Annotated in this window: 18 protein-coding genes; 11 read left to right on the top strand and 7 right to left on the bottom strand. The window is 40.5% G+C overall.

Going from position 1 to position 24,882, the window contains the following annotated elements; genetic code table 11:
• Positions 1–8: 8 nt before the first annotated feature.
• Positions 9–746, bottom strand: coding sequence for a copper homeostasis protein CutC (locus D0T50_RS11305; protein WP_163223638.1), 738 nt, complete (start codon positions 744–746; stop codon positions 9–11).
• Positions 747–1,301: 555 nt separating this feature from the next.
• Positions 1,302–2,480, bottom strand: coding sequence for an aminopeptidase C (locus tag D0T50_RS11300; RefSeq protein ID WP_163223637.1), 1,179 nt, complete (start codon positions 2,478–2,480; stop codon positions 1,302–1,304).
• A gap of 124 nt (positions 2,481–2,604) precedes the next feature.
• Between D0T50_RS11300 and D0T50_RS11295 the strand changes: the two genes are divergently transcribed.
• The gene (locus D0T50_RS11295) at positions 2,605–3,450 is read left to right on the top strand and encodes a patatin family protein (protein WP_203558229.1); all 846 of its coding nucleotides are present in this window, start codon (positions 2,605–2,607) and stop codon (positions 3,448–3,450) included.
• A 129-nt stretch (positions 3,451–3,579) separates the two neighbouring features.
• Here D0T50_RS11295 and D0T50_RS11290 read toward each other — a convergent pair whose 3' ends face one another.
• Entirely contained in the window at positions 3,580–3,831 is a 252-nt protein-coding gene (locus D0T50_RS11290; protein WP_163223636.1) for a hypothetical protein, read from the bottom strand.
• 185 nt (positions 3,832–4,016) lie between these two features.
• Positions 4,017–6,125, bottom strand: a complete 2,109-nt coding sequence (locus D0T50_RS11285; protein WP_163223635.1) for a M3 family metallopeptidase — start codon at positions 6,123–6,125, stop codon at positions 4,017–4,019.
• Positions 6,126–6,436: 311 nt separating this feature from the next.
• Between D0T50_RS11285 and D0T50_RS11280 the strand changes: the two genes are divergently transcribed.
• From D0T50_RS11280 to D0T50_RS11255, 6 genes are all read left to right on the top strand, one after another.
• Positions 6,437–9,334: a pitrilysin family protein gene (locus tag D0T50_RS11280; protein WP_163223634.1), complete on the top strand. Its 2,898-nt coding sequence runs from the start codon at positions 6,437–6,439 to the stop codon at positions 9,332–9,334.
• Between the two features lie 166 nt (positions 9,335–9,500).
• The gene (locus D0T50_RS11275; protein ID WP_163223633.1) at positions 9,501–10,130 is read left to right on the top strand and encodes a hypothetical protein; all 630 of its coding nucleotides are present in this window, start codon (positions 9,501–9,503) and stop codon (positions 10,128–10,130) included.
• A gap of 381 nt (positions 10,131–10,511) precedes the next feature.
• Positions 10,512–13,964 (top strand): bifunctional proline dehydrogenase/L-glutamate gamma-semialdehyde dehydrogenase, encoded by a 3,453-nt coding sequence (locus D0T50_RS11270; protein WP_163223632.1) that lies wholly within the window; start codon positions 10,512–10,514, stop codon positions 13,962–13,964.
• A gap of 92 nt (positions 13,965–14,056) precedes the next feature.
• Entirely contained in the window at positions 14,057–14,734 is a 678-nt protein-coding gene (locus D0T50_RS11265) for a hypothetical protein (RefSeq protein ID WP_163223631.1), read from the top strand.
• Between the two features lie 153 nt (positions 14,735–14,887).
• Positions 14,888–16,231 carry an MATE family efflux transporter gene (locus D0T50_RS11260; RefSeq protein WP_163223630.1) on the top strand — a complete coding sequence of 448 codons (1,344 nt, stop codon included), beginning with the start codon at positions 14,888–14,890 and terminating at the stop codon, positions 16,229–16,231.
• Between the two features lie 52 nt (positions 16,232–16,283).
• Positions 16,284–17,192: a DMT family transporter gene (locus D0T50_RS11255; RefSeq protein WP_203558228.1), complete on the top strand. Its 909-nt coding sequence runs from the start codon at positions 16,284–16,286 to the stop codon at positions 17,190–17,192.
• Here D0T50_RS11255 and D0T50_RS11250 read toward each other — a convergent pair whose 3' ends face one another.
• Positions 17,193–17,783, bottom strand: coding sequence for an HD family hydrolase (locus tag D0T50_RS11250; RefSeq protein WP_163223629.1), 591 nt, complete (start codon positions 17,781–17,783; stop codon positions 17,193–17,195).
• 35 nt (positions 17,784–17,818) lie between these two features.
• The gene (locus D0T50_RS11245) at positions 17,819–18,400 is read right to left on the bottom strand and encodes a phosphoglycerate mutase family protein (RefSeq protein WP_163223628.1); all 582 of its coding nucleotides are present in this window, start codon (positions 18,398–18,400) and stop codon (positions 17,819–17,821) included.
• A gap of 131 nt (positions 18,401–18,531) precedes the next feature.
• On the opposite strand from D0T50_RS11245, the gene nudC reads away from it, so the two are divergent.
• Positions 18,532–19,359, top strand: coding sequence for an NAD(+) diphosphatase (nudC, locus tag D0T50_RS11240; RefSeq protein WP_163223627.1), 828 nt, complete (start codon positions 18,532–18,534; stop codon positions 19,357–19,359).
• Between the two features lie 44 nt (positions 19,360–19,403).
• Complete coding sequence (locus D0T50_RS11235; protein WP_163223626.1) at positions 19,404–19,946, top strand: methylated-DNA--[protein]-cysteine S-methyltransferase; 543 nt, start codon at positions 19,404–19,406, stop codon at positions 19,944–19,946.
• Between the two features lie 175 nt (positions 19,947–20,121).
• Here D0T50_RS11235 and D0T50_RS13805 read toward each other — a convergent pair whose 3' ends face one another.
• Complete coding sequence (locus D0T50_RS13805; protein ID WP_370520909.1) at positions 20,122–21,852, bottom strand: pectate lyase; 1,731 nt, start codon at positions 21,850–21,852, stop codon at positions 20,122–20,124.
• A gap of 969 nt (positions 21,853–22,821) precedes the next feature.
• Here D0T50_RS13805 and D0T50_RS11225 point away from each other — a divergent pair.
• Positions 22,822–23,874 (top strand): uroporphyrinogen decarboxylase family protein, encoded by a 1,053-nt coding sequence (locus D0T50_RS11225; RefSeq protein ID WP_163223624.1) that lies wholly within the window; start codon positions 22,822–22,824, stop codon positions 23,872–23,874.
• Between the two features lie 67 nt (positions 23,875–23,941).
• Positions 23,942–24,811, top strand: coding sequence for an AraC family transcriptional regulator (locus tag D0T50_RS11220; RefSeq protein ID WP_163223623.1), 870 nt, complete (start codon positions 23,942–23,944; stop codon positions 24,809–24,811).
• The last annotated feature ends 71 nt before the right edge of the window (positions 24,812–24,882 follow it).

Below are 24,882 nucleotides of genomic sequence, written 5' to 3'. Positions count from 1 at the left end.
TATGTAGATTACAGTTTTAAGGATTTAGTGGCGTCGACAACTGCCTTTACTTTGTCCGGATCGGTAAGATAGCGCGAGTAATCTGCCCAAGCAGGATGTTTAAGGTGGCTTTCGTACTTACTGCGAAAAGTACCGTGAATTTCCTTGCATCCGGTACGGGTTATTATATTTGTTGCATTTCCGGGAGTTACCCCCGAACCGGGCATAATGATGATTCGCCCGGCAGCTTGTTTTATTAGTTTCTTCAGAGTTTCCACCCCTTCTTCGGCTGTGGCTTTTCCGCCCGAAGTAAGCAAGCGGTCGCACCCTAAAGTGATAATATTTTCCAAAGCTTCTTCCTGGTTATTGCAAACATCAAACGCACGATGAAAGGTTACGCTCATTTTATAGGTACGCGCTATCTCTGCCAACACATTACAACGTACCATATCCACACTGCCATCGGGTGTAAGCATACCTATAACCACGCCATCACATTTATTTTCTCCGCACATTTCTATGTCCTTACACATTGCCGAGAATTCTTCTTCACTATAAACGAAGTCGCCTCCGCGTGGTCTGATAATGACATTCAAATTTATATTCAGCGCATTGCGCAGTTCCGCAATTTGACCAACCGATGGTGTGGTTCCGCCTTCGCTCATATTATCGCAAAATTCTACGCGCCAAGCACCACATGCCTGCGCTGTCATTGCCGACGCAATAGAGTCAACGCACACCTCTACCTTTACCTGAGGCTCTTCCATATCTATTAGTTTAAAGAGAGGTAAATATAGTGTTTATTCATGATTTCAACAAGACATATTGCGCTTTTGAAATGGTAAATAAACGTTTTCGCACTGTAATGCCCTTGCGTTGCAAATAGCAATTTCGAGGATATGCTAAAAGAGAAGGGTAAGTATGTAAAATATTATCTTAATTTTCTATTGCAAACAAACTTGTAAAAACTGCAATTTATTTACAAACAACCCCTCCCAGAAGGCACTGTGGAGAGGTTTTTGTAAATGCAGCATTTGATAACTTCGAAATGCAGCAAACCACTTAATCGAAATGCTGCATTTCGATTACGACAAATGCAGCATTTGTAAGTGGCAGTTTGCGAGATGTTTTGTGGATATAAATAATATTTACTAATCAAGACAATTAGAAGCCCATTGGCAAAAGCACCGAATAACATAAACAGAAACACGGATATGCCGATGAAATAAGCCGTTTCGTAGATTAGGATAAATATAGAGAATCATAAATAAAAAGAGGCACATCTCTTGACGCGCCTCTATCTATTAGTATGCTGGAAGGGATTATTTAATCCCGAGCTTCTTCTTTACATCTGCCGGTATGGCATCTTTATGCAACAGGATGTTCATGGTTTTATACTTCGTAAATGCTTTAGAAGCATACCATGTTCCCTTGTACTTATTATTGGTTCCCCAAGAATTTTTAACCATGTAGTACTCTTTACCATTTTGGTCTTTGGCTATACCATAGATAAGCATACCGTGATCGTCGGTTGTTTCCCAATTATCGTACGCCATTTGACGTATTTCCTGCGTAATTTCTCTTTCGGGCAATGGTCTTGCAGTTGCCTCTTTCTTCTTATCGGCAGGGGTTAAGCCCGTCCAACGTGCCATATCCGAACCGGTTAGTTCTGTGTTTTCCATATTAGGAGCCACGGCAATACCGTCGCGACTAAAACCAACTTCGCTTACATCGGCAGCCCACATAAGGGTATATCCTTTAGCTATGGCATTGTCTATAACAGCAATAAGTTCGTCAATTGGCAGATTCCACGACAAGCCGTTACGCCAATTATCGGGCACTTCTACAGCAAACTGCGTATAGAAAGGATGATGAGTGAATGAAGCTAAAGAAACATAATCGTCTGCGTTAAGTCCCAAAGAGGCGGCAAATGATTTAGGAGTGTATTCTTTTCCTTTATATGTAAACTTCTCCGGACAAGCGCCTAGGTATGTATCATAAATAGCCGTAAGACCATTTTTCCATACTGGAGTGAGTTTTGCATGTCTTCCTTTAGCAATAGCATTAACATAACCACCGGCAACCGCATCTATTTCGGAGTGGATAGGCAGTGTGTCGCCATACATTATTCCTTCCATAGCTTCTTGAGGAACTATACCGTAATGCTTCAAACAATAAACAACATCTTCCGAACTTCCACCCGGGCTAAATGAGCCTTCGCCATGTAAACGTACATATCTCTCAGCGCGGTCGAGCATTGTATGATGCACCACAAACATTTCGGCAAGATCATACTCACCTTTCCCCATGCGAAGCAATTCAGATTCAAGGAGTGCCAAACCCGAAAAACTCCAGCACGTACTGGAACGGTTTTGATTCTTAATCGGGGTGATAGCAAGTTCTTTTACGGTGGTAAATTCAAAACCATCCTTTGGTTTCTCTTGTGCATTAACTCCTAAGATAAATGCGCAAAGTGTAACTGCAATTAGTGCTCTTTTCATAAAAAAATAGTTTTTATTATATCACAAAGATATAGTTTATCTATAAAAAACGGACTTCTTCCTTGTAGAAAAAATGTGAATAACTTTTTTTTGGTACTTTTGTAGGGCAACAAAAGCGAGTTACATGAGAGAGATTATTTTGAACGAGAAGTCTGGCTTGGTACTTGAGGGAGGGGGCATGCGTGGTGTTTTCACTTCCGGTGTACTCGATTACCTGATGGACCACAACATACGTTTTCCATATACGATAGGTGTTTCCGCCGGTGCATGCAACGGACTATCCTATATGTCAGGGCAGCGAGGCAGAGCTAAATACAGCAATATAGATTTGTTGGAGAAGTACAAATATATCGGATTAAAACACTTGCTCAAGAAGCGAAACATCATGGATTTCGATCTACTCTTTACGGAATTCCCCGAACATATACTGCCTTATGACTACGAAGCTTACTTCGCTTCGCCCGAACGTTATGTAATGATTACCACCAACTGCATTACCGGCGAAGCCAATTATTTTGAAGAGAAGCAAGATAAAAAGAGGGTTATCGATATTGTAAAAGCATCGAGCAGTCTCCCGATTGTTTGTCCTATTACCTATGTAGATGGCATACCTATGCTCGATGGAGGCATTGTAGATTCCATTCCTTTACAACGCGCTATTGATGACGGGTTTACAAATAACGTGGTAGTACTTACCCGAAACCGCGGATATCGCAAACAAAGCAAAGACATCAAGGTTCCTTCCTTTATTTATAGGAAATATCCTAACCTGCGCCATGCGTTAAACATGCGAAGCATTGTTTACAATGCCCAGCTAGAAATGGTGGAGCGTATGGAAGACGAGGGTACAATTACTGTAATACGCCCCGAACAACCGGTCGTAGTAGACAGGATGGAAAAAGATGCCACAAAACTCACAGCCCTCTACAAAGAAGGTTATGAGTGTGCCACAAAAGCGTTCAGGAAATAGGGGTTAAAGGATAACTATCACGAAGAGAATTATCACAACAACGTGTATTCCTATTAATATGGCATTATTAATCAGCCTATACTTAGTATAAGCCGTATTCTTTGAACTCATGCGAAATGTTGTTGATTACTAATTTATTCCGGCAACAAACAGTGCAGCCAATGCACCGTAGAATATAAATATTAAGATAAATCCTACAACCATGAGGATTAATGAAGCTTTGGCAAAATTAGCCTTACTAACGGGAGTGCTACTGCTAAATGCCCACACCAGCAACATGATAATTCCAACTAAGGGAATTGCTATTAAAATTAATGTAATCAACCAATCACCAACAGTCATTAACGATTGATTTCTTGTGGGGTACTCTTGATTTTCCATAAAATAGTTGTTTTGTTAGCAAATTGCTTATTGCTATTATGTTAGAATTTTCGACAAGATATAAAGATTTATTGAATTATACAAATTTTTGCAAACTTGTAGGTAAAAAACGACAAACAACATCATAAAAAAGGGAGCAGTCAATACAACCGCTCCCTCTATATCTGCATCTTTTATAACAAATGTTACTTGAGTCCTCTGTTTTTCAATAAGGCATCCGTACCCGGCTTCTTTCCACGGAAGTTTATATACATATCCATCGCATCATCAATACCGCCCGGAGTTAGTACATACTTACGGAATTTCTGAGCAACTTCCTGATTGAACAAGTCGCCCGTTTCAACAAAAGCCTGATATGCGTCACAGTCAAGCACTTCTGCCCAAATATAACTATAATAACCAGCAGTATAACCTCCACCCATTGTGTGGTTGAAATAAGTAGTACGGTAACGTGGAGGAATTTGTGTCAACAATCCACGCGCACCCAGCACTTTTTGTTCAAAAGCCAGTACATCAAAGTCGGCTGATACATCTTTCAATACATGAAAATCCATATCTAGGTAAGAAGCAGCCAGGTATTCTGTTGTTGCAAATCCTTGTCCGTACTTCCCGCTTTGGCTCATTTTCTCTATCAACTCGGCAGGAATCATCTCTCCTGTTTCATAGTGCTTGGCATATACTTTCAGCACTTCGGGTTCAAAAGCCCAATGCTCCATTACCTGCGAGGGAAGTTCCACAAAGTCACGTGGTACACCTCCTACCCCTTTATAGTTTACATCTTTGAATAATCCGTGCAACGCATGACCGAACTCATGGAAAAGAGTTTCGGCTTCATCTGCGTTAAGTAGCGCGGGTTGTCCTTCGGCAGGTTGACTAAAATTGCACACAACGGTAACAAGTGGAGTAATCTTTTTACCATTTTCATATCCTTGCGAACGATAGCTACCACACCAAGCGCCACTTTTTTTGTTAGCGCGTGGGAAGTAGTCCATAAACAACACGCCCAAGTGAGTACCATCTTTATCTTTACAGTCGAAAGCTTCGGCATCAGGGTGTGGCAATGGAACATTCTTCAATGGAGTAAATGTTACTCCATACAATTTATTGGATACATAGAACACGCCATCGCGTACATTTTCGAGTTTCAGATAAGGACGTATTTGACTATCATCCAAATCATATTTAGCTTTCTTTGCCCGTTCAAAATAATACGACCAGTCCCAACCTTCTGCTTTGAAATTCTTTCCGTTCTTATCTATTTCTTTTTGAATATCAGCAAGCTCTTCCTTTGCCTTCTTCAAAGCGGGTGTCCATAATTCATCCAATAAATCAAATACACTCTTTGAGTTCTTTGCCATTCTATCTTCCAGAACGAAAGAAGCATAGTCATCATAACCCATTAGCGCTGCTTTTTCAAGGCGTTTGGCAATTAATTCTTTAACAGCTTTTTTGTTGTCATTACCATTGTCATTATTACCTCTATTAATATAAGCATTAAATATTTCCTCTCTCAACGAACGGTTTTCGGCATTTTGCAAGAAAGGGAGTACACTTGGTTTGTGCAAAGTAAACACCCATTTGCCTTTTAATCCAGCTGCTTCAGCTGCTTTTGCTGCATTGGCTATTTGAGTACTTGTAAGTCCGGCCAAGTCTTTTTCACTATCAACAACTAGTTTATATGCAGCTTCTTCATTACGCATATTTTGTCCAAAAACAATTTGCGACATAGAAAGATCCGAGTTCAATTTACGAAGAATAGCTTGCTTTTCTTCGGGAAGATTAGCCCCACCTCTTATAAAATTTTTGTAGGTTTCTTCAAGCAATTTTGTCTGCTCCTTATCCAAACCAAGCTCATTCTTCTTTTCATAAACAGCTTTAACACGTGCAAACAACACAGGATTAAGCCAAATATCATCACTATATGTCGAAGTCAGAGGAGATATTTCCTTGCTTAAAGTATCTAGCTGGGCAGTTGTATTGGCAGAAGTAAGTCCATAAAACACAGAGGAAACCTTACGTAACAATTTTCCGGATTCGTCCATTGCAACAATTGTATTCTCGAATGTCGGTGCTTCCGGATTTTGACAAATCGCATTTATTTCTGCTCTTCCTTCTTCCATCCCTTTCAAGAAAGCCGGCATATAATGTTCAAACTTTATATCTTCAAAAGGAGGTATTCCATATGGTGTGGTGTACTCCGTAAAAAACGGATTCACATCAGCCCCCTTCTTAGAAGGAGAATCACAAGCACTAACTACAGCAGCAAGTGAAATAGCAATCATAATTTTCTTCATTTTTAATTCATTTAAGATACAATTAAGTACAAATATATGCAAAAAAAGAATTATAGGTTACCCAATCCGACAAAAAGGACTGGCTGTAAACTTCTTACACGCATATATTTGCAGGGAATAATATCAACAAAACATTTAAGCTGAGTTTTTAAGACCCTTAACAAAAGACATCTTGCTCCTTAGTGACTAAGTAGCAAGATGCTTTTGTTGTTCATGTCCCTATGACTTTTTTACATCTCCGCAACATAACCTTGTGATTTTTTTCTACATTTGTCGTCATATAAAGTAAAAACACTATTTTAAGAACTTTTATGAAAGCAATCAAGTATTTATTTCTTCTTGCAATCTTAGCCATTACAGCTCCAACATATGGACAAGGGCTAAAAGCTTTTAAGCTAAAAAACGGGCTTTCCGTATATATATGGGAAGACAGTGAACAATCCGACGTATACGGTATGGTAGGCGTACGCGCGGGCTCCGTTAACGACCCTGAGCAATACACCGGATTAGCGCATTATCTGGAACACCTCCTATTTAAAGGAACCGAGAAAATCGGAACATTAGATTGGCAGAAAGAAGAACCAATCTATAAGCAAATCATAGCTAAATATGATGAAATGGCCGAAGCTACAGACCCTGCAAAGAAAGAAGCCATTAACAAAGAAATCAACGAGTTAACAATTCAACAGGCACAACACAGCGTTTCTAATGAGTTTTCGAACCTTATGGAAAGTATGGGTGGTAAGGACGTAAATGCCGGTACAATCTATGATTATACTGTATACTATAACTCTTTCCCTGCATACCAAATAAACAAATGGTTGGAGATTTCTTCTCAACGCTTACTCAACCCTGTATTCCGTACTTTCCAAACAGAATTGGAAACTGTTTACGAAGAGTACAACCGTTTTGTAGACAACCAATACAGAGCTGTGTCTAACTTTGTATTAAGCAAAGCATTCGAAGGTCACCCCTATTCTCGTGCAGTACTTGGTTTACCCGAACATCTAAAAAACCCACGTATCAGCGAATTAATCAAGTTCTATGAAGATTGGTACGTACCCGAAAATATGGTATTAATCTTAGTCGGCAATGTTAAAGCACAAGAAGTTAGTGGTCGTATCAACGCCAGTTTCGGTCGTTTAGCAGCAAAACCTACTCCTGAACGCAAAACATACCCTGATTTAGAAATAAAAGGACGCGTACAACACAGTGCTAAAATAGGCATGAGTCCAAGTGTGAATTTAATCTTCAAAGGAATTCCTAAAGGTCATCCAGATGAAAGAGCATTGGAGATTGCGATGTCACTGTTAAGCAACAGTAGCCGCACAGGTACGCTCGATAAGTTAGTTATTGATGGTGAATTACTTTCTGCCTATGGTTATCCACTTTCACTACGCGAACAAGGAAGATGTCTTGTATCGGCAACTCCATTCTATGACAGGAATCAACGTAGATATGAATCAAACAGAGCTACAGAAAGGAAACTTCTGAAATCCATGGAAAAGATTGTAAATGGTGACTTTGAGCAATGGACTGTAGATGCTATAAAAATAGAGATGTGCCGCCTATTTGACTTAGGCATGGAATCTGAATCGCAAAAGGCCAATATACTGTTTGATGCCTTTGTTAATGAAGTGGATTTAGGTACTGCTCTTGGTTATAAAGAAGAGGTAATGGCAGTAACCATTGAAGATATTAAGCGTGTAGCTAAAGAATACTTAACAGGAAACTTCCTTGCCATTCATACTGAAAAAGGGAAAGACCATAAGAAAGAAAAATTAGAGAAGCCCGGTTTTAAGGCTGTTGAATCTCCACAAGGTCAGCAATCTTTATATGCACAACAGTTCAAAAACATGCCAATTGGTAAGGTAAGCGAAAACTTCATGAACTTCGATGAAGTACAAACAAAACCAATCAATGAAAAATCTAAATTCTTCTACACTCAAAATAAAGAGAATGAAGTATTTAGCTTGATTCTTCGTTATGGTGTAGGAACACGCGAATTGCCACAACTGGGTATTGCCGCCAACCTAATGAACAATGCCGGTATAATGGGTGCTTTCACTCCGCAAGAATTGAAAGAAGAGTTCAGTAAACTACATGTTACCAGCCGTGTAAGCGCTTCAGATGATTATCTAACAATCAGCATGTCGGGTTATGAAACAAATTTGGCAGAAGCTTGCCAACTATTATCTCGCCAGATATTAATGCCCCAGTTGGACGAAAAGCAATTGAACAACAGTATTGGTAGTATATTAAGTAGCAGGTCTGTTCGTAAAGAAGACCCGTCATCACTGGCAAATGCACTAAGAGAGTACATCCGCTATCAAAATAAATCTGATTTTATTGATGAGATAACCGATAAAGAAATTATTGAATTACAAATTTCTAAGTTAACGGGAGACATCAATCGTGCATCCAACTACGAAGCAGAGATTCATTATACCGGTACATTGCCGTTAGATGATGTTTATCAGATATTAAGTTTGAACTTGCCGCTGGTTGCTAATGAGCGTCCATCAAATTCGCCACAAGTAAAACCTTTTGTTGAAGTAACAGAAAACACCGTTTACTTCTTACCAAATAGTGATGTAGAGCAAGCACAGATTATGTTCTTTATGCCAACAAGCGAGTATAAAAAAGAAGATGATGTATTGCGCGATGCTTTCTATCAATACTTTTCGGGTAGCTTTAACGGATTGGTATTAACCGAACTACGCGAAAAACGCTCAATGGTTTACACCGCCGGTGGTTCTATTGCTACTCCTGCTCTGCTAGGACACCCAACATGTTTCTTAGGAAGCATCGGAACACAAAACGACAAGGCTATCGAAGCGCTTACCATTTACATGGATTTATTGCGCAACATGCCCGAAAACGCAGACCGTATTGATAACATTAAGAGCTACATGCGCCAGGAAGTATTAACAACGCATCCAAGCTTTAGATACAAATCGCAGGTTTATCAATCTCTCAGAAGAATGGGCTACGATCAAGACCCTGCCATCGAGAACTTACCTAAGATTGACGCACTTACTTTCGAAGATATTGTGAAATTCTACAAAGAAACAGTAAAAGACAAACCCATTGTTATTGCTATCATGGGTAATCCTAAAAACATCAAAGTAGAAGACTTGAATAAATTCGGCAAAGTGGTTCGCTTAAATGAAAGAAGATTGTTCAACACGAAAGACACCATGTTCTAAGAATTGTTGAACTTATTATAAATTAAGAATAATCGCGCAATCTTTTAACAGAGGTTGCGCGATTTTTATATTCAATCAGGTTGTATTCCTATTTTATTTATACATTTGTATTGGTCTATCTTTTTTGACCTTTTGAAACACTTTGTTTAACCAAATTTTAAAGAATATGAAAACGACCGGCTATTTACTATTAATACTATTTTCTGGAATTATCCTTTCGTGTAATAATGATGAAGATTCATCTCTACCTAATACACTTTACCCTACCAAAGGAGCTAAGGCGGGGAGAACAAGAATGTTTGTTGGCAATAAAGAGATTACTGATAAAAGAGTCATTGAAAAATTCACAGCCAATGCACGCTATATGCATTGGGACCCGGATTGGGATTTTGGGTACGTAAGATTCCACTCTAGTGATAGTGCCTCTTTTTCCTATGATTCTTTTAAGTATGGTATTGAGAAGCAGGAAAAAAAAATCTATTTTACGTCTGCAAGTCCAATATACTTCCCAAAAAACGAAAATGATATTCCAATACGTTTTCTTAAATACAAAAGTTCATCCTATACACCTATTTACATGGGGTATCAAATTATTGGACAAGCTGCACCCGAGATACGAGTTGGTTATGGCCATTACCGTCGCATTGAATTAGGAATTCTGACATACAAATATGTAAACAGATCATGGATATCCGAGGGTAGTCTCTACAATGAATTTGATTACTCTGCCGATTTGGGTTTAAGAGAACAAGACACCCTTGCTATTCAAGAATACAGGGTAGTATACACCAGATGACGCGCCTTAGTCTCATCTCCCCTCAGCCATAGTCTCACGATCCGTCGTCCATAGTCTCACGATCCGTCGTCCATAGTCTCACGACCCGTCGTCCATAGGCGCATATCCCGTCAACCATAAGGAGAGAAACCACTGTTTTCTTTTGCATTGCAAATGTGCCTGAGCCTCTATTTAAAAAGAGTTGAGGAGGGCTATTTATCGAAAATAAGGAGAAAACAACTTTCTTTTTGTTACTTTTCATACAAACAACAGGCTATTTCAAGCCTACGAACAGCAATTATTTCGTCGTTCTACAAACATTTCCTATCAAAAAGTATTGCTAATTCTATTTATTTTAATATATTGCACCCTTTCAGCAATACCTTAAATAGAGAATAAACCATGAAAAAAGTAACAACCACCGATGTTATTGATTGGGCGAAGCTGTTTCTAAAGCAAGCCGATGAAGAACTAACTCAAGAAGAGGTTAAAGAACAAAAGAAGTATGCTTCATTAGTACAAACCCCTGAGTATAAAACATTTCTCTCGAAGATGCTCGACGAATCATCACAGATTCGCAACAACACCATTCTTAACCGGCGTGTTCGCGAACTGATAAAAGAGAACGGAACACCTACTTTCTTTAATTCGTTCGATCAATTACTCATCAAGGCTTATATGCTGTTTGGATACTGGTTTCCTTTCATCGCTATGCCTATCTTTAAGTATAAGTTGCGTGAACAAACCAACAAAATCATCATTGCCGAAGAGCGTCCCAAACTAACTAAACACCTGAAAGGTCGCTGGCAAAGTCGCATCGGACAAAACGTTAATTTACTGGGCGAGGTAGTATTGGGAGATGGCGAAGCCGATAAGCGTTACGAGCATTACCTCGAAGCCTTAGCAGAACCGGATATTAACTACATTTCTATCAAGTTATCGGGTATCTATGCACAAATTCGCGCATTGGGCTACGAGCAAAATATGGCTGAACTGACCGAGTTGGTTTCTACCGTTTACCGCGAAGCTATGAGGCATCCTTATATAGACCCTGATGGCAAGAAACGAGCCAAGTTCGTTAATCTCGACATGGAAGAGTACAAAGACACTCAATTAACGATGGATATCTTCATCGCTGTACTCTCCAAACCCGAATTTAAGAACTACGAAGCAGGCGTGGTAATACAAGCCTATCTTCCTGACGCAGAGCATTTACAACGTCGCTTACTCGATTTCGCAAAAAAACGCGTTGCCGAAGGTGGAGCACCATTAAAGATGCGTTTGGTAAAGGGAGCAAACTTACAAATGGAGAGCGTTATCTCTTCGGCTAAAGGCTGGGAAAACCCTGTATATCCTACCAAGGTAGAGGTAGATGCCAACTATATGCACATTCTCGATATTGCTTTGCAACCCGAAAACATCAAAGCTGTACGTGTAGGTGTTGCTTCGCACAATTACTTTACCATTGCTTATGCCCACCTGCTTGCCGAACAAAACGGAGTGAGTGAATATGTAACTTTCGAGATGCTGGAAGGAATGGCAAATAATCTACCACGTGTGATGCGTAAGCTGCAAAAGCAAATTATTCTCTATACCCCCGTAGTGAAAGCCGACCATTTCCTCAATGCTATTTCGTATCTGGTACGCCGGTTGGACGAGAATACAGGCAAAGATAACTTCCTAAGCTACACCTTCAACCTGAAATTGGATGGCCCGCATTGGCACTTCCTTGCCGAGCAATTCGAAAAGGCATACGCTCTGAAAGACAGCGTAAACGTAACCCCATATAGGACACAAGACCGCACACAAATGGTTACGTACGAGCCTATTAGCGATTTTTTCAATGAGCCGGATACAGACTTAGAACTTTCACAAAACCGGCAATGGGCGTTGGATGCACTGAAAAAGTGGGAAGCTATGCGACCGGAAGAATTTACCATCCCTGTGCAAATTGGCGATAAAGAAATAAAAACGGAGCACAAACGTGCGTATAAAGATAGGAGTAAGAATGACAGCGTAACCTTCTGCGAGGTCTATTTATCGTCTATGGAGCATGTAAAGGAAATCATGACCATAGCCGAACAGGATGCTTCGAAATGGCGCGCTACGCCACTTGATAAACGTACGGAAATACTGCACAAGACAGCGATAAACATAGCCAACAAGCGTGGTGACTTGATAGGCTGCATGTCTGCCATTACAGGTAAGACTTTTACCGAAGGAGATGTGGAGGTGTCTGAAGCAATTGACTTCTGCCGATTCTATCCACTCAGCATGAAAACATTCGAAGAACTACCTAGCGTAACATACAATGCCAAAGGTATTGTGTTGGTTATTCCCCCTTGGAACTTCCCATTGGCTATTCCGGTGGGAGGAGTAGCAGCAGCACTTGCCGGTGGCAACACCGTAATCTTGAAGCCAGCCACGGTTGCCATGCCTGTTGCCTGGGAGTTTGCAAAATGTTTCTGGGAAGCCGGTGTACCTAAGGATGCATTGCAGGTGATTTGCACTGCAGATAGAGAATCATTAGGATACGTTACCAATCATCCTGCTATCAAACATACTATTCTTACAGGCGGAACCGACACTGCTTTTCGTTTGTTGAAGAGCAATCCACGCACACCATTATCTGCCGAAACAGGTGGAAAAAACGTTATCATCGTAACCGAAAACGGCGACCAAGACCATGCTATTCTCAACATTGTAGCCTCAGCATTTGGTAATGCAGGTCAGAAGTGTTCGGCTTGTTCCCTACTCTTCTTGGCTAAAAACATTTATAATGACGAATCTTTCAAATCCAAACTTAAAGATGCAGTATACAGTATGAGAACCGGTAGCGCTTGGGATCCAATGACTGTAGTAGGCCCTATGATTGAGAATACCAACGAGAAATTGCATCATGCTATAGAAGAACTGGAGCCGGGTGAGTCATGGTTAGTTGCCCCCGAGTATGTGGATGAGCAGAAATATATTCTCCGTCCTACTGTGAAATGGGGAGTAAAACCGGGTAGTTTTACTTTCGAAAATGAGCTGTTTGCACCGTTACTTAGTGTAGTTTGTATAGACAATCTAGAGCAAGGCATTGAGTATGCCAACCGTAGCGAATATGGATTGACATCGGGCTTGCAAAGTCTAAATGAAGAAGAACAGTTACTCTGGAAGAACAGTATCGAAGCGGGCAATCTTTATATCAATAGAGGAATTACAGGTGCCATTGTTCGCCGACAGCCTTTTGGTGGCATGAAACGTTCGGCATTTGGTGGTGGCATCAAAGCAGGAGGAAGCAACTATGTATCTTGCTTCGTCAATTTCGAGGAGAAGCCTGTTAGCGATCGCCTTGCATACGCCCGCGAGAGCTACTACAAAGCATACATGAACGAGTTTTCGGTAGAGAGAGATGTTAGTCATATCTACGGCGAAGAAAACATATTCCGCTATCTGCCGTTAAAAAACATGGGGTTCAGAGTCCGCATGAACGATACCATGGAAGATATCATGATGGTTTGCACTGCTGCACATTTATGCCATACAACGATAGACATCAGTATGCCGCCACAGCTTGAAATGTTAGATGAGTTAGTACAAAAAACAGCTTCGCTTGCTTGTCTCACCATTAAGCAAGAAACGGACGAAGAATTTGTTCTACAAATGGATAAGTACGAACGCATTCGTACCACAACAAACGAATTGTCCGACGAATTCTATCATAAAGCCGCCGAACTGGGTAAGCATATTGCCTCAGACAAGCCTTGTGTAGAAGGACGCATCGAGTTATTAAACTACCTGAAAGAACAAAGCGTGACAACAGAATATCATCGTTATGGTAGTATTTTTGATGATACACGGATGTATTAAGTCGTAAATAATATTTACTTTTGCCCTGATTAGAATTAAAACTACTTCTAATCAGGGTTTTTTATTTCCAATCAATCAAGTTTTAACCATATATGAAGAAGAAACATCTACTATTTATTGCATTACTAGTCATTAGTCTTAATAGTTTTTCTCAAAATCATGAGCTTAGCATCGGACTAAATACGGGTTACTCATTCTTTACTGGCAATTCAAGCGGTCATACAACCTTCCTCAATGCTGCCGGAACTTCCGATGTCTACACCAACTCTCCTATGGGTAAGAAGTTCACACCTTCATTTGGTATAAGTGCCAATTACAGATTTGTTTTTCTGCGTTACTTTATGGTAGGAGCCGAAATTGGTTATGAAGATTTGCGTACTAAGATTTCGCTTGTTGGCGATAATACCGGCAGAACCATTCTTAACAATCATTTCCTGAATGGACATCCATTCATCGGGTTGCGGCTTCCCCTCAAAAATATTTCATTTGATTTAACCGTTGGATTGGACTTTGCCAAATCCCTGAAATGCAAAGAATATGGAAAATACAAAGATGGAAGTGGACACGAGATTAAGTTTACCAATACGCGAGACGGCTATATAGATTCCGATGTTCGTCCACGCATTGATTTAAGTGTAAACTATAAGAAGTTTGTCTTCTTCACAGGAGCATCTTTCGGCTCGAAGAACTATTATGAAGACTGGATAGGAGGAGATTTTGAAGCATATCTGAATACCATTCGGATTGGTGCAAGGTATCGGATATTTTAATTTGCATGTTCCAAACATAAATTCTACCTTTGCGCCCGAAATAATAAACAACCAAAAAGTTGTGTAACCTCATCGGAGGGCGAAGAAAAAGCCGGATAAGATGACTGGGTAAAACCAATCAGCTTATCCGGTTTTTTTGAATAGATTAAGAATATGGAAAGAGATGCTATTGACTTGGGAACGTTAAAAGTTTCCACTCTGTTTAGAAAATTATTTGTGCCTACACTATTAGGAATGCTCAGCATGTCTGCGGTTACGGCCATTGATGGGATATTTGTAGGACATGGCGTTGGTAGTGATGGTATTGCCGCAGTAAATCTTTGTATTCCGCTGTTAATGCTATTTACAGGAGTGGGATTGATGGTAGGTTTTGGTAGCTCAGTGGTAGCATCTATACACTTATCAAGAAACAAAGTAAAAGTAGCTCGTCTTAATGTAACGCAAGCACTATTTTTCGTTACGTTAATTACACTTATTCCCTCTATCATTATAATGATTTTCGTGGATCAAACGGCTCTATTGCTTGGTTCGTCACAACACCTTCTGCCCCAAGTAAAAGAGTATCTATTGTGGTTTGTCCCCGCGCTGACCTTTCAGATGTGGATTGCTATTTCTCTATTTATTATCCGGTTAGATGGTGCTCCACAATTGGCTATGTGGTGTAGTATGATTACGGCTTTTGTTAATGTAATACTGGACTGGTTATTTATTTTCCCGTTGGGTTGGGGCGTAAAGGGAGCGGCTCTCGCCACTACCATAAGCATTGTGATAGGTGGTGTCATTGCTATTACTTACCTGCTTTTCTTTGCGCGTACACTGCGCCTGCATCCTCTTAAATGGAGTAAGAACAGTCTAAAGCTCTCCATTCGTAACATTAATTACCAATGTCGCATCGGGTCATCGGCATTTTTGGGAGAGGCTACACTTGCTACATTGATGTTTGTTGGTAATCAGATTTTCATGCGTTATCTGGGCGATGACGGTGTGGGTGCATTCGGCATCGGTTGTTATTATATTCCATTTGTATTTATGGTAGGCAATGCCATTGCGCAATCGGCACAACCCATTATCAGTTATAATTTTGGTGCACAGCAATTAACCCGTGTAGTATCAACGGGAAGAATATCTCTTTTTACCGCCATCGTTTGCGGAACAATTGTAACAAGCATCTTTGTCTTTTTCCCCGACCTTTTGGTAGGGCTTTTTCTTGCACCCGGCAACGCCTCTTCTCAAATAGCTATTGACGGTTTTCCTTACTTTGCCGTGGGGTTTATCTTTTTCATTGTCAACCTATCGGTTATTGGTTACTACCAAAGTCTGGAAAGAATAAAGATAGCAACCGCTTTCGCGCTGCTACGAGGTTTCGTGTTTTTAATACCAAGCTTCATCATTATGCCAAAGCTATTGGAGTCGGTAGGTATATGGCTTGCCATGCCCCTATCCGAAATACTAACTACTATGGTTGTTATAGGGGTATATTTGTACAAGAAAAGATGAAGCGGTATCTGTTTATTTCTTACTTTTGCCGCCAATCATAATCTGTAGCACAATGTCCTTGAACCTCAAAAACTTAAAAGCTCACCTTGCTCTTTTAGTCGCCGCTGCCATATGGGGGCTCATGGCTCCTGTAGGCAAGCTTGCAATGGATGCCGGCATCTCAAATTTATCTCTTGCTGCCATGCGCATGGTGGGTGCCGCGGTTTGCTTCTGGCTTGTTTCTCCTTTGGGTGTAAAAGAGCAAATAAGTAAGCGCGATTATCTATTGATTTTCTTTGCCGCGCTAATGAGCATTGTGTTCAACCAAGGCGTATTTATATTCGGGTTATCGCTCACTACACCGGTAGATGCGTCTATCATAACGACCTTTCTCCCTATTATCACAATGATATTGGCTGCCTTGTTCTTAAAAGAGCCGATTACAACAACAAAAGCATTAGGTGTTATTTTAGGTGCTATTGGTGCGGTAATGTTGATACTATTCAGTCATGGAGATGCGGGTACATCGGGTAATATCTGGGGAGATTTACTGGTACTCGTGGCGCAGTTCAGCTTCGCCTGTTATCTTACCATTTTTAAAGGACTAATTGCACGCTATCATGTAATTACCTTAATGAAGTGGATGTTTACCTATGCCGCTATTTGTTTTATCCCCATCGCTTACAATGATTTATCTATAACGTTTAATCAAGATTTTCCTGTTGAAGTTTGGTTGCAAGTGGGTTATGTGGTACTGTTCGGTACATTCTTTGCTTATATATTAATGGTAGTAGGGCAAAAAAGCCTTCGCCCTACCATCGTGAGTATGTATAACTATGTGCAACCTATTGTAGGAGCCGGGGTTTCGGTATTTATTGGTATCGGAACATTCGGGTGGACAAAAGCACTGGCGTCATTGTTGATATTTGCAGGGGTATACGTAGTGACGCAAAGCAAATCGAGAGAGGAAATAAAAGCTTAGCTATTTCCTCAAAATTCCTTCCTCAACACTTTTATTTATCAGTTCCTCTGCATACTTCCAAATAGTTTCAGATCCTTTTCTTATGACCTGTTTATTGAAGTAAACCGTGTCATAGCTCACATCAAACTCTTTCCACGTACCACCCTGATTGGATGTGTTTTGCAGCAACGGTTCCAGTCTATCCATTGCTTTGGCAAACTTAGCTTCGGGGGTGGTGCCTGCTTCGAACTCTTCCCACAAGGCTATTAATTCGGCAGCAAGCTCGCTGGGCAGTAAACCAAATATTCGCTGAGCAGCAAGTCGCTCTTCGGCAGTATTGTCGTGACTTTTCCGAGTATCATAAAGGAAAGTGTCGCCGGCATCAATCTCTACAACATCGTGAATGAGTACCATCTTCACTACTTTCAATATATCAATAGGTTCGTTGGCATATTCTGCCAGCACCATTGCCATCATAGCTAAGTGCCAACAATGTTCAGCATCGTTTTCGCATCGATCACTATTGAACAACTTTGTTTTGCGTTGAATATACTTTATCTTGTCGATTTCTTTTATAAAAGCAATTTGCTGAATGAGGTGATTAGGATACATATTCTATCTATTTTTACTATAACAATTTAATACTATTAAGGCATCCAGCCGAGACTGTTTGTTAACGGATTTGTTTTTCGCCATTGTAAGAGTTCTTCGTATGTTTTTACGTTTCCTGTAAAAACTGCATGATACACTTCAATCCCTGGAATCAATGCATTTTTTGGCATATCATACTTTATTTGAAGTATCGTTTTACGAAGTTCGGGGGTTAGTTTTCCGGCTATTGTATCTGTTACTTTCTCAACCACGCCATCGTACATAGAGCCCTTACGGATGTGTATCAGGTCTAACTTCCAACAATCCTTGTTTTTGTCTTCAAACAAAGCATGCCATTCAATACATTCCTCCTCTGTTTCAAGCCCGTTTTTATATTGAATCTCGGTCAGATTCATCCGTTCCGCAAGCTTTGCCATAACCGAAAAACTATCCGAAACGGAAACTTTTTCAGTGTAAACATGGATGTCGATATCCTTATGTATCAGCAATCCTGTTTTCGCTGACCCAACCATATATACTTCGGCTCCAATAGCTTCCCACAATTGAATTAGTTTGGAGTTTTCAAGTATTTCGAAGGCTGTTTTTTGAATTTCTTGTGAGTATTTGAGTATGTCCATATAAACAAAGTTACAAAAAGAATATAAACGCCCTAAAAATAGCACTAAATAAAAGAACAAGCAAAAATTAAACAGTTTCTTAGTAAAAACTGTATTTTTGCAATCTAACAAAGTTTCAATTTCGTAGTAATATGATTCAAGATATTTTTCCCAATCGCCTTAATACCGACTACCAGATTCTCAGTCCAAAAGCAAACGATTTTTTACTCGTTTACAACGACAGCAAGGTGCTGTTAAATAGAACAAACCTGCAATTACCTACCGTAGCCAATATAGAAGAAGCATATTCTATCGGCAACGAGCAGTACATCTATCTCTTTGCCATTGACGAGATGAGATTCTTCCTCTCGCAAGACAAACTTCCCGAAACAAATCATTTATACTACCACGATATACGTTCATTGCGAAGTCATAAACCCAAATGGCTTTGTTTTGCCGCAGCCACAGGAATGCACCTTAGCCACTGGTACGAGAACAACCAATTTTGTGGCAAGTGTGGCAGTCTTACTGTTGCCAAAGAAGACGAAAGAGCTGTGTGCTGCACAGCATGTGATTCTATTATTTATCCGCGTATCAACCCTGTGGTAATTGTAGGTATTACAGATGGAGAAAGATTGTTGTTAGGCAAAAACATGAATTCGGTATACAAACACTATGGTCTCATATCGGGGTTTATAGAGATTGCCGAAACAGTTGAAGAAGCAGTAAAGCGAGAAACGATGGAAGAAGTAGGACTAAAAGTAAAAAACATACGCTACTACAAAAGCCAGCCTTGGGCTTTTTCCGAATCAATGTTAATGGGCTTCTTTGCTGAGGTGGATGGTAATACTACGCCCTATCTGGATGGAAAAGAACTAACGGAAGCTGTTTGGGTAAACAGGGAAGAGCTGCCGTTGGGCGATTCGCATGTTAGCCTTACTTGGGAAATGATTGAAAGTTTCCGCTTACATCGGGTTTAGTGCAAACGGATAACTAACTTGCAAAGGAACAAACAAAATGCAATATGGAAAAAGAGAATAAAGAGAAACAGGTTCTATATATCACCCACATAGAAACCGAATTGGGTTTGATGGTTACTGCAGCTACCAATAAAGGGATATGCATGTTTGAGTTTGCCGACTATAAGTTAATAGATTTAGAGCTTCGGCAATTGGAAGAAATATTTAAAGCACCACTTGTGCAAGGAAACAGTACGCACTTTGACACACTCAAAACTCAACTTGATGAATACTTCAAAGGAAAGCGCAGAACTTTCGACATTCCGTTGGACTTGGCAGGTACCGAATTTCAGAAAAAAGTATGGCTTTCTTTATTGAAAATTCCATACGGAGAGACAACAACTTACGGCAAACAAGCCGAACTGATAGGAAAGCCTTCTTCTGTAAGAGCAGTAGCCAATGCCAATGGAAAAAACAAGATATCCATCATCTTACCTTGTCACAGGGTTATCGGTATTGATGGCTCTCTTACAGGATACGGCGGAGGTATATGGAGAAAGAAGAAGCTACTGGATTTCGAAAAAGAGCAGATAGAAAAACTTCGATAACTATCTGAAAAGAAATAATCGCTAAATACACCTTATTTTAATAAGCAAAAAGAGACTTTTTGCCAACACATTGGCAATGTTTTGCCAACGCGTTGGCACAACATTGCCAACAGCGTGGCAAAAACAGCATAAAATATGCAATAATTTAAAAGAAACTATTGTGCAGTTATTTTATCTAAGATATTATAACTTTTGCACTAGACTCGCGCCCGTCAGCATATTTAACCCTAACGATTACAATCATCGAGCTGTAGTTACCTGTACTAACCTCAGCCTGCTGGCTGTTACATTGAAGCGTGTTGATACATACTCCTTGTAAATTATAAACAGATATACTATTAATCAGTGCATTTGAGTTTACTTTAATCGTATTTGATTGTCTGTCAAAATAAGCCGTGGTCTTCAACTCATCAGCAGTTATTTCTTTAGCCACAGATGTTATGGCGTTTTTATTCTGATTTTCTGTTATATTACTAACCAAGCTATTCAAATAGATTTCTAAGTTAGTATATCCCTCACTGTTTGTTAAGTTGCCGTCGGCGGGGTTATTTTTATCCAATCCATTCGCATCTTCCCAATCGTCGGGCATACCATCTTTATCCGTATCAATCGGCGCCGTGGCTGTAGATGAAGGTAGCCATGGAGTCCAATCATCAGAAGCATTTGCCGGTTTGGTATCGTAAGGTGTGTTAATAAATCCAGGTTTATTCCCGCTAGAAGTAAAACTTGCTTTACGCTCGCGAATATCTTCAACAATCCGGCTGTCGGCATCATCACGGCTCAATGAACATCCGGCATAAGCCAAGACCTGTTCGTACGCCTTGTCGGCAGAGTGAGTAGTAATTTCGCCTGCATCAAGAGGCTTAGCCAAGCGGATGGTGTCCATGGTGGTTTGTGTCCACGTATAATCAACTCCCGAGCCATTCGTTGTTTGCTCATAAACTCCTTTTGTCCAATTATCGGCAGTAACATCCGGATGTCCTTCCATCGTATTTCCATCAATATAGAACTTTCCCCAGACATGCAGCATCGGAGCAAATGCCGGAAAGGTTTCTATGTAAGATGTTGTGCGAATGCCAATCCCGGCAATTCTGTACTGCACTTTGCTGGATGCCTGATCTGTAGCCGGCCCCGGTTTATAGTAGTTATTGACTAAATTAACGTTCATCCCTTCGCCGCCGTAACAACCATTGCCTGCCCAATTATAAAACACATTATTACGTATATCTACATATTCATCTTTTTGAGTTCCTGCACGAGGCCCTAAGCGAGGAGTTCTGCTTTCGCAATGCGCAATGATATTATGGTGATAGGAAGCTTTATTTCCACCCCAGTTTCCACCATAGCAGTGAGTTCCTTTTTCATGTTTAGATACTCGCAATGCTTCGGATACTAAACACCATTGCACCGTAGAATTTCTCATTCCGTAAACAGAAAGCCCTTCATCTACACTCCAACTAACGGAGCAATGATCAACAATGATATTGCTTTTATCCATACCACCCAATCCGTCGGGTTCTCCCATACTCTCATCTCCCGGTCGGAAGCGAATGTAGCGAATAATAACATTATTGGAGCTGATAGTAAATCCAAATCCTGCAATACAAATACCATTACCCGGAGCCGTTTGTCCGGCTATTGTTACATAATCACCTCCGGTTCCTAATCCTTGCTTTAGTTGAATGGTTCCGGAAACGTCGAAAACAATGGTTCTCGGACCGGCTTGTTGCAAAGCCCAACGCAAAGAACCTTCGATGAGAGGTTGTGAAGATGCGTTATCTTCTAATGTGGTAACACGATAAACGTTACCTCCACGACCACCAACTGTGAATCGTCCATGTCCTTCGGCTCCCGGAAAAGCTAAAATCGGATCGGGAATTTCTGCACCGCTGGGCGATAAGACAATCTTACAGAAAGCATGCGTTTCGGCGGTTATCCCCACGCTGAAGGATGTTGCCGGATTTGTTTCAGAAATCTCGGACAGAGTAAGAACCGTACAGTTGGCTACCGTACGATTACCGGCAGCAACGTCTGCTCCACAATCTGCAAACACATACGGAGTAGCAAGAGTGGTACTCTTTTCTCCATCAATAGTTATTGAATTAATGGTGGTGCTTCCTGTTTTACGAGGCCAACCATAAATCGTTACTTTAGTCGCGACATAGCCCTGTGGCATGGTAAAAGTACCTCCACCGAACTTAAAAATTCGAGAGGAGATTCCTCCTGTGATTGCAGACACAGCCGCACTATAGTCATTACTGCTAAACGTGGAGCAAGTCGACGATACTATCAAATCGTCTAAACTTGTTGACCCCTCTGTGAAAGTTCCATTACCAACAACCCATACTGTTTTGGATTGAGCAAGAATTGAGATACAAGATGTTGTGATTAAGCAACAGAGAATACATGTAAACTGAAAAAAAGATTTGTATGTTTTCATTTTCATCGTGTAAAAAGGTTGTTATTTATAAAAGACGCTGTAAAGTTAGACTTGCTTTCATGTAACAAAGGGTATTTTTTGGTCTATATTGTGTGTTTTTTATTATTGGCAAATATACAGGCTACCGAAAGAGACTATGAATGTAAAATATTATCTTAATAAAAGAAATCTACAGCATCTGCGAAAAGTCTGAATTATTTACAAAAAACCACACCCACAAGGTACTGTAAGGCTGTTTTTACAAATGCTGCATTTGATGAGTTCGAAATGCAGCAAACCACTTAACCGAAATGCTGCATTTCAATCAAGCAAAATGCAGCATTTCGATTAAGTGGTTTGCTGCATATTTTTGAAATGTAACATTTTATTTAGTTACAGAAACGCAAATTGCCCGTCTTTACAGATACGAACCAACACTAAAAAGCAAAGATATTTATGAATACATTCAGCTACCCACTTCTTCCTGTAGATATTATTTTTCATCCATCATGGTGGAACAAACACACAGGTATTACCTTCGATGAGGACTTTTTCTATAATCCCAAACGACGGGTAGAGGACGAGCGACGAATGGAACAGGAGCTTTATGATCGCTTTGGCGAGTTCGGCTTGGGTGCAGACAAAGACAAGGACCTACCGCAAATCGGAGCTGTTCACCTGGCAGCCGGGTACCTCCTTTCAGAGATGCTGGGTTGCAAAATTGAATATTCGAACAATTCTTCGCCTCAGGTAATATGCCCCTACCGCGAGGACTTTGAGATTGACGAAGAAGCTGCTTTTGAGAATGCAGCTTTCAAAAAATTACTAAAACTGATAGATGAGCTCAAATCTCGCTATGGCTATGTTTGCGGCGACATCAACTGGGGAGGTGTACTGAATCTTGCCATTGACCTCAAAGGAGAGAATGCGCTGATGGATATGATTATACAGCCCGAAGAGTGTCAACGCTATTTCCAGAAAATAGCACATGTGGTAGAGCGTTTCTTTACCTTTATACAATCGCAAAGCCACACCAACTCCATCTCGGTCAACCGAGTAGTGCGCCACATCAAACAGCCGGTGTACTTACACTCAGAGTGTACCCATACCATGATTTCGGAAGAAGACTACCGGAAATTTCTATTTCCTATTGATGTAGAGTGGAGCCAAAAATACCGCCCGTATGGCATTCATTATTGTGGCCGCGATCCACACCGTCACGCACCCATCTATGGTGAACTACCCCACCTCGACTTTTTCGATTTGGGTAGCGGAGGCGACATCGCCGAGATACGCAAACATCTTCCCAACACATTATTAAATATCCGATTAGATCCCACAAGCATCAACAGTCATTCGCACGCCGAAATAGAACAAATTATCACAGAAGGCATAACAGCATCTGCCAATCCGCACCTGACAGGCGTTTGCTGCATCAATATGGATGCGACAACGGACGACGAAAAAGTACGGACAATATTTAGGGTGGTGCAGAAATTGCGCAGTTAATTAGTCAGTAGAAAATCATTCGGGTAAACTCAAAAAGGAATAAGTTTGAATTTCTTATCTTTGCAGAATGAAAACAGAACGCATACTATCGAAGTTTAACAACGAGCTCAAGTTAAAAGGCTTCAAAGCATTTCAGATTGACGACGATTGTAACGAGACACGCACCTACAGTCGCAAAGATTTTTATAAGATTTGTCTTACTACCGGCAAAAGTATTATCAACTATGCCGACAGAAGTTTTGAACAGGAAGGAACCATTCTGTTTTTCGGAAATCCGCATATTCCTTATTCATGGGAAACTATATCAACTTACAAGGGGTATACCTGCCTTTTCTCGGAAGATTTCCTAAAGCAGTACGATCGTTCGGAGAGCCTACTTCAATCTCCGTTCTTTAAAATTGACGGAACGCCTGTCTTGGAAATATCAGAAGAACAAAGACTGTTTCTGAACTCTCTCTTCCAAAAAATGATTGAAGAACAAGAGAATGATTATACGTTTAAAGATGAACTTATCCGCAACTATATCAGCCTGATTATCCATGAAGCATTAAAGCTGCAACCCTCAGAGCATTACCATCAAGCGAAAAAAGCAAGCGCCCGGATTACCTCTGTATTCCTTGAACTGTTGGAAAGACAATTTCCGATCGAGACATTCGACAGCCCGTTGCAATTGCGAACAGCTCAGGATTACGCCAACTACCTAAATGTACACACCAATTATCTGAACCGCGCGGTGAAAGAAATCACAGGCAAGCCAACCACCACACATATTACAGAACGGATTATTGCCGAAGCAAAAGCCTTATTGCAGCATACAGACTGGAATATCTCGGAAGTTGCTTATGCTCTCGGTTTTGACTATCCGACTTACTTCAATAACTTCTTCAAGAAACAAACGGGAACAAACCCGAAGTCCCTTCGAGAAAAGGCAGTTTGAATTTCTTAATTATCGGTTTGAATTTTGTTAACAGGAAAACCTGATTAACCCTGATCTTTGCATCAAATAAG

The sequence above is a fragment of the Bacteroides sp. 214 genome (genome assembly GCF_010501015.1).
GTDB lineage: Bacteria > Bacteroidota > Bacteroidia > Bacteroidales > Bacteroidaceae > Bacteroides.
The sequence above is the reverse complement of the archived record's forward strand: the minus strand, read 5'-3'. Positions and strand labels throughout refer to the sequence as shown.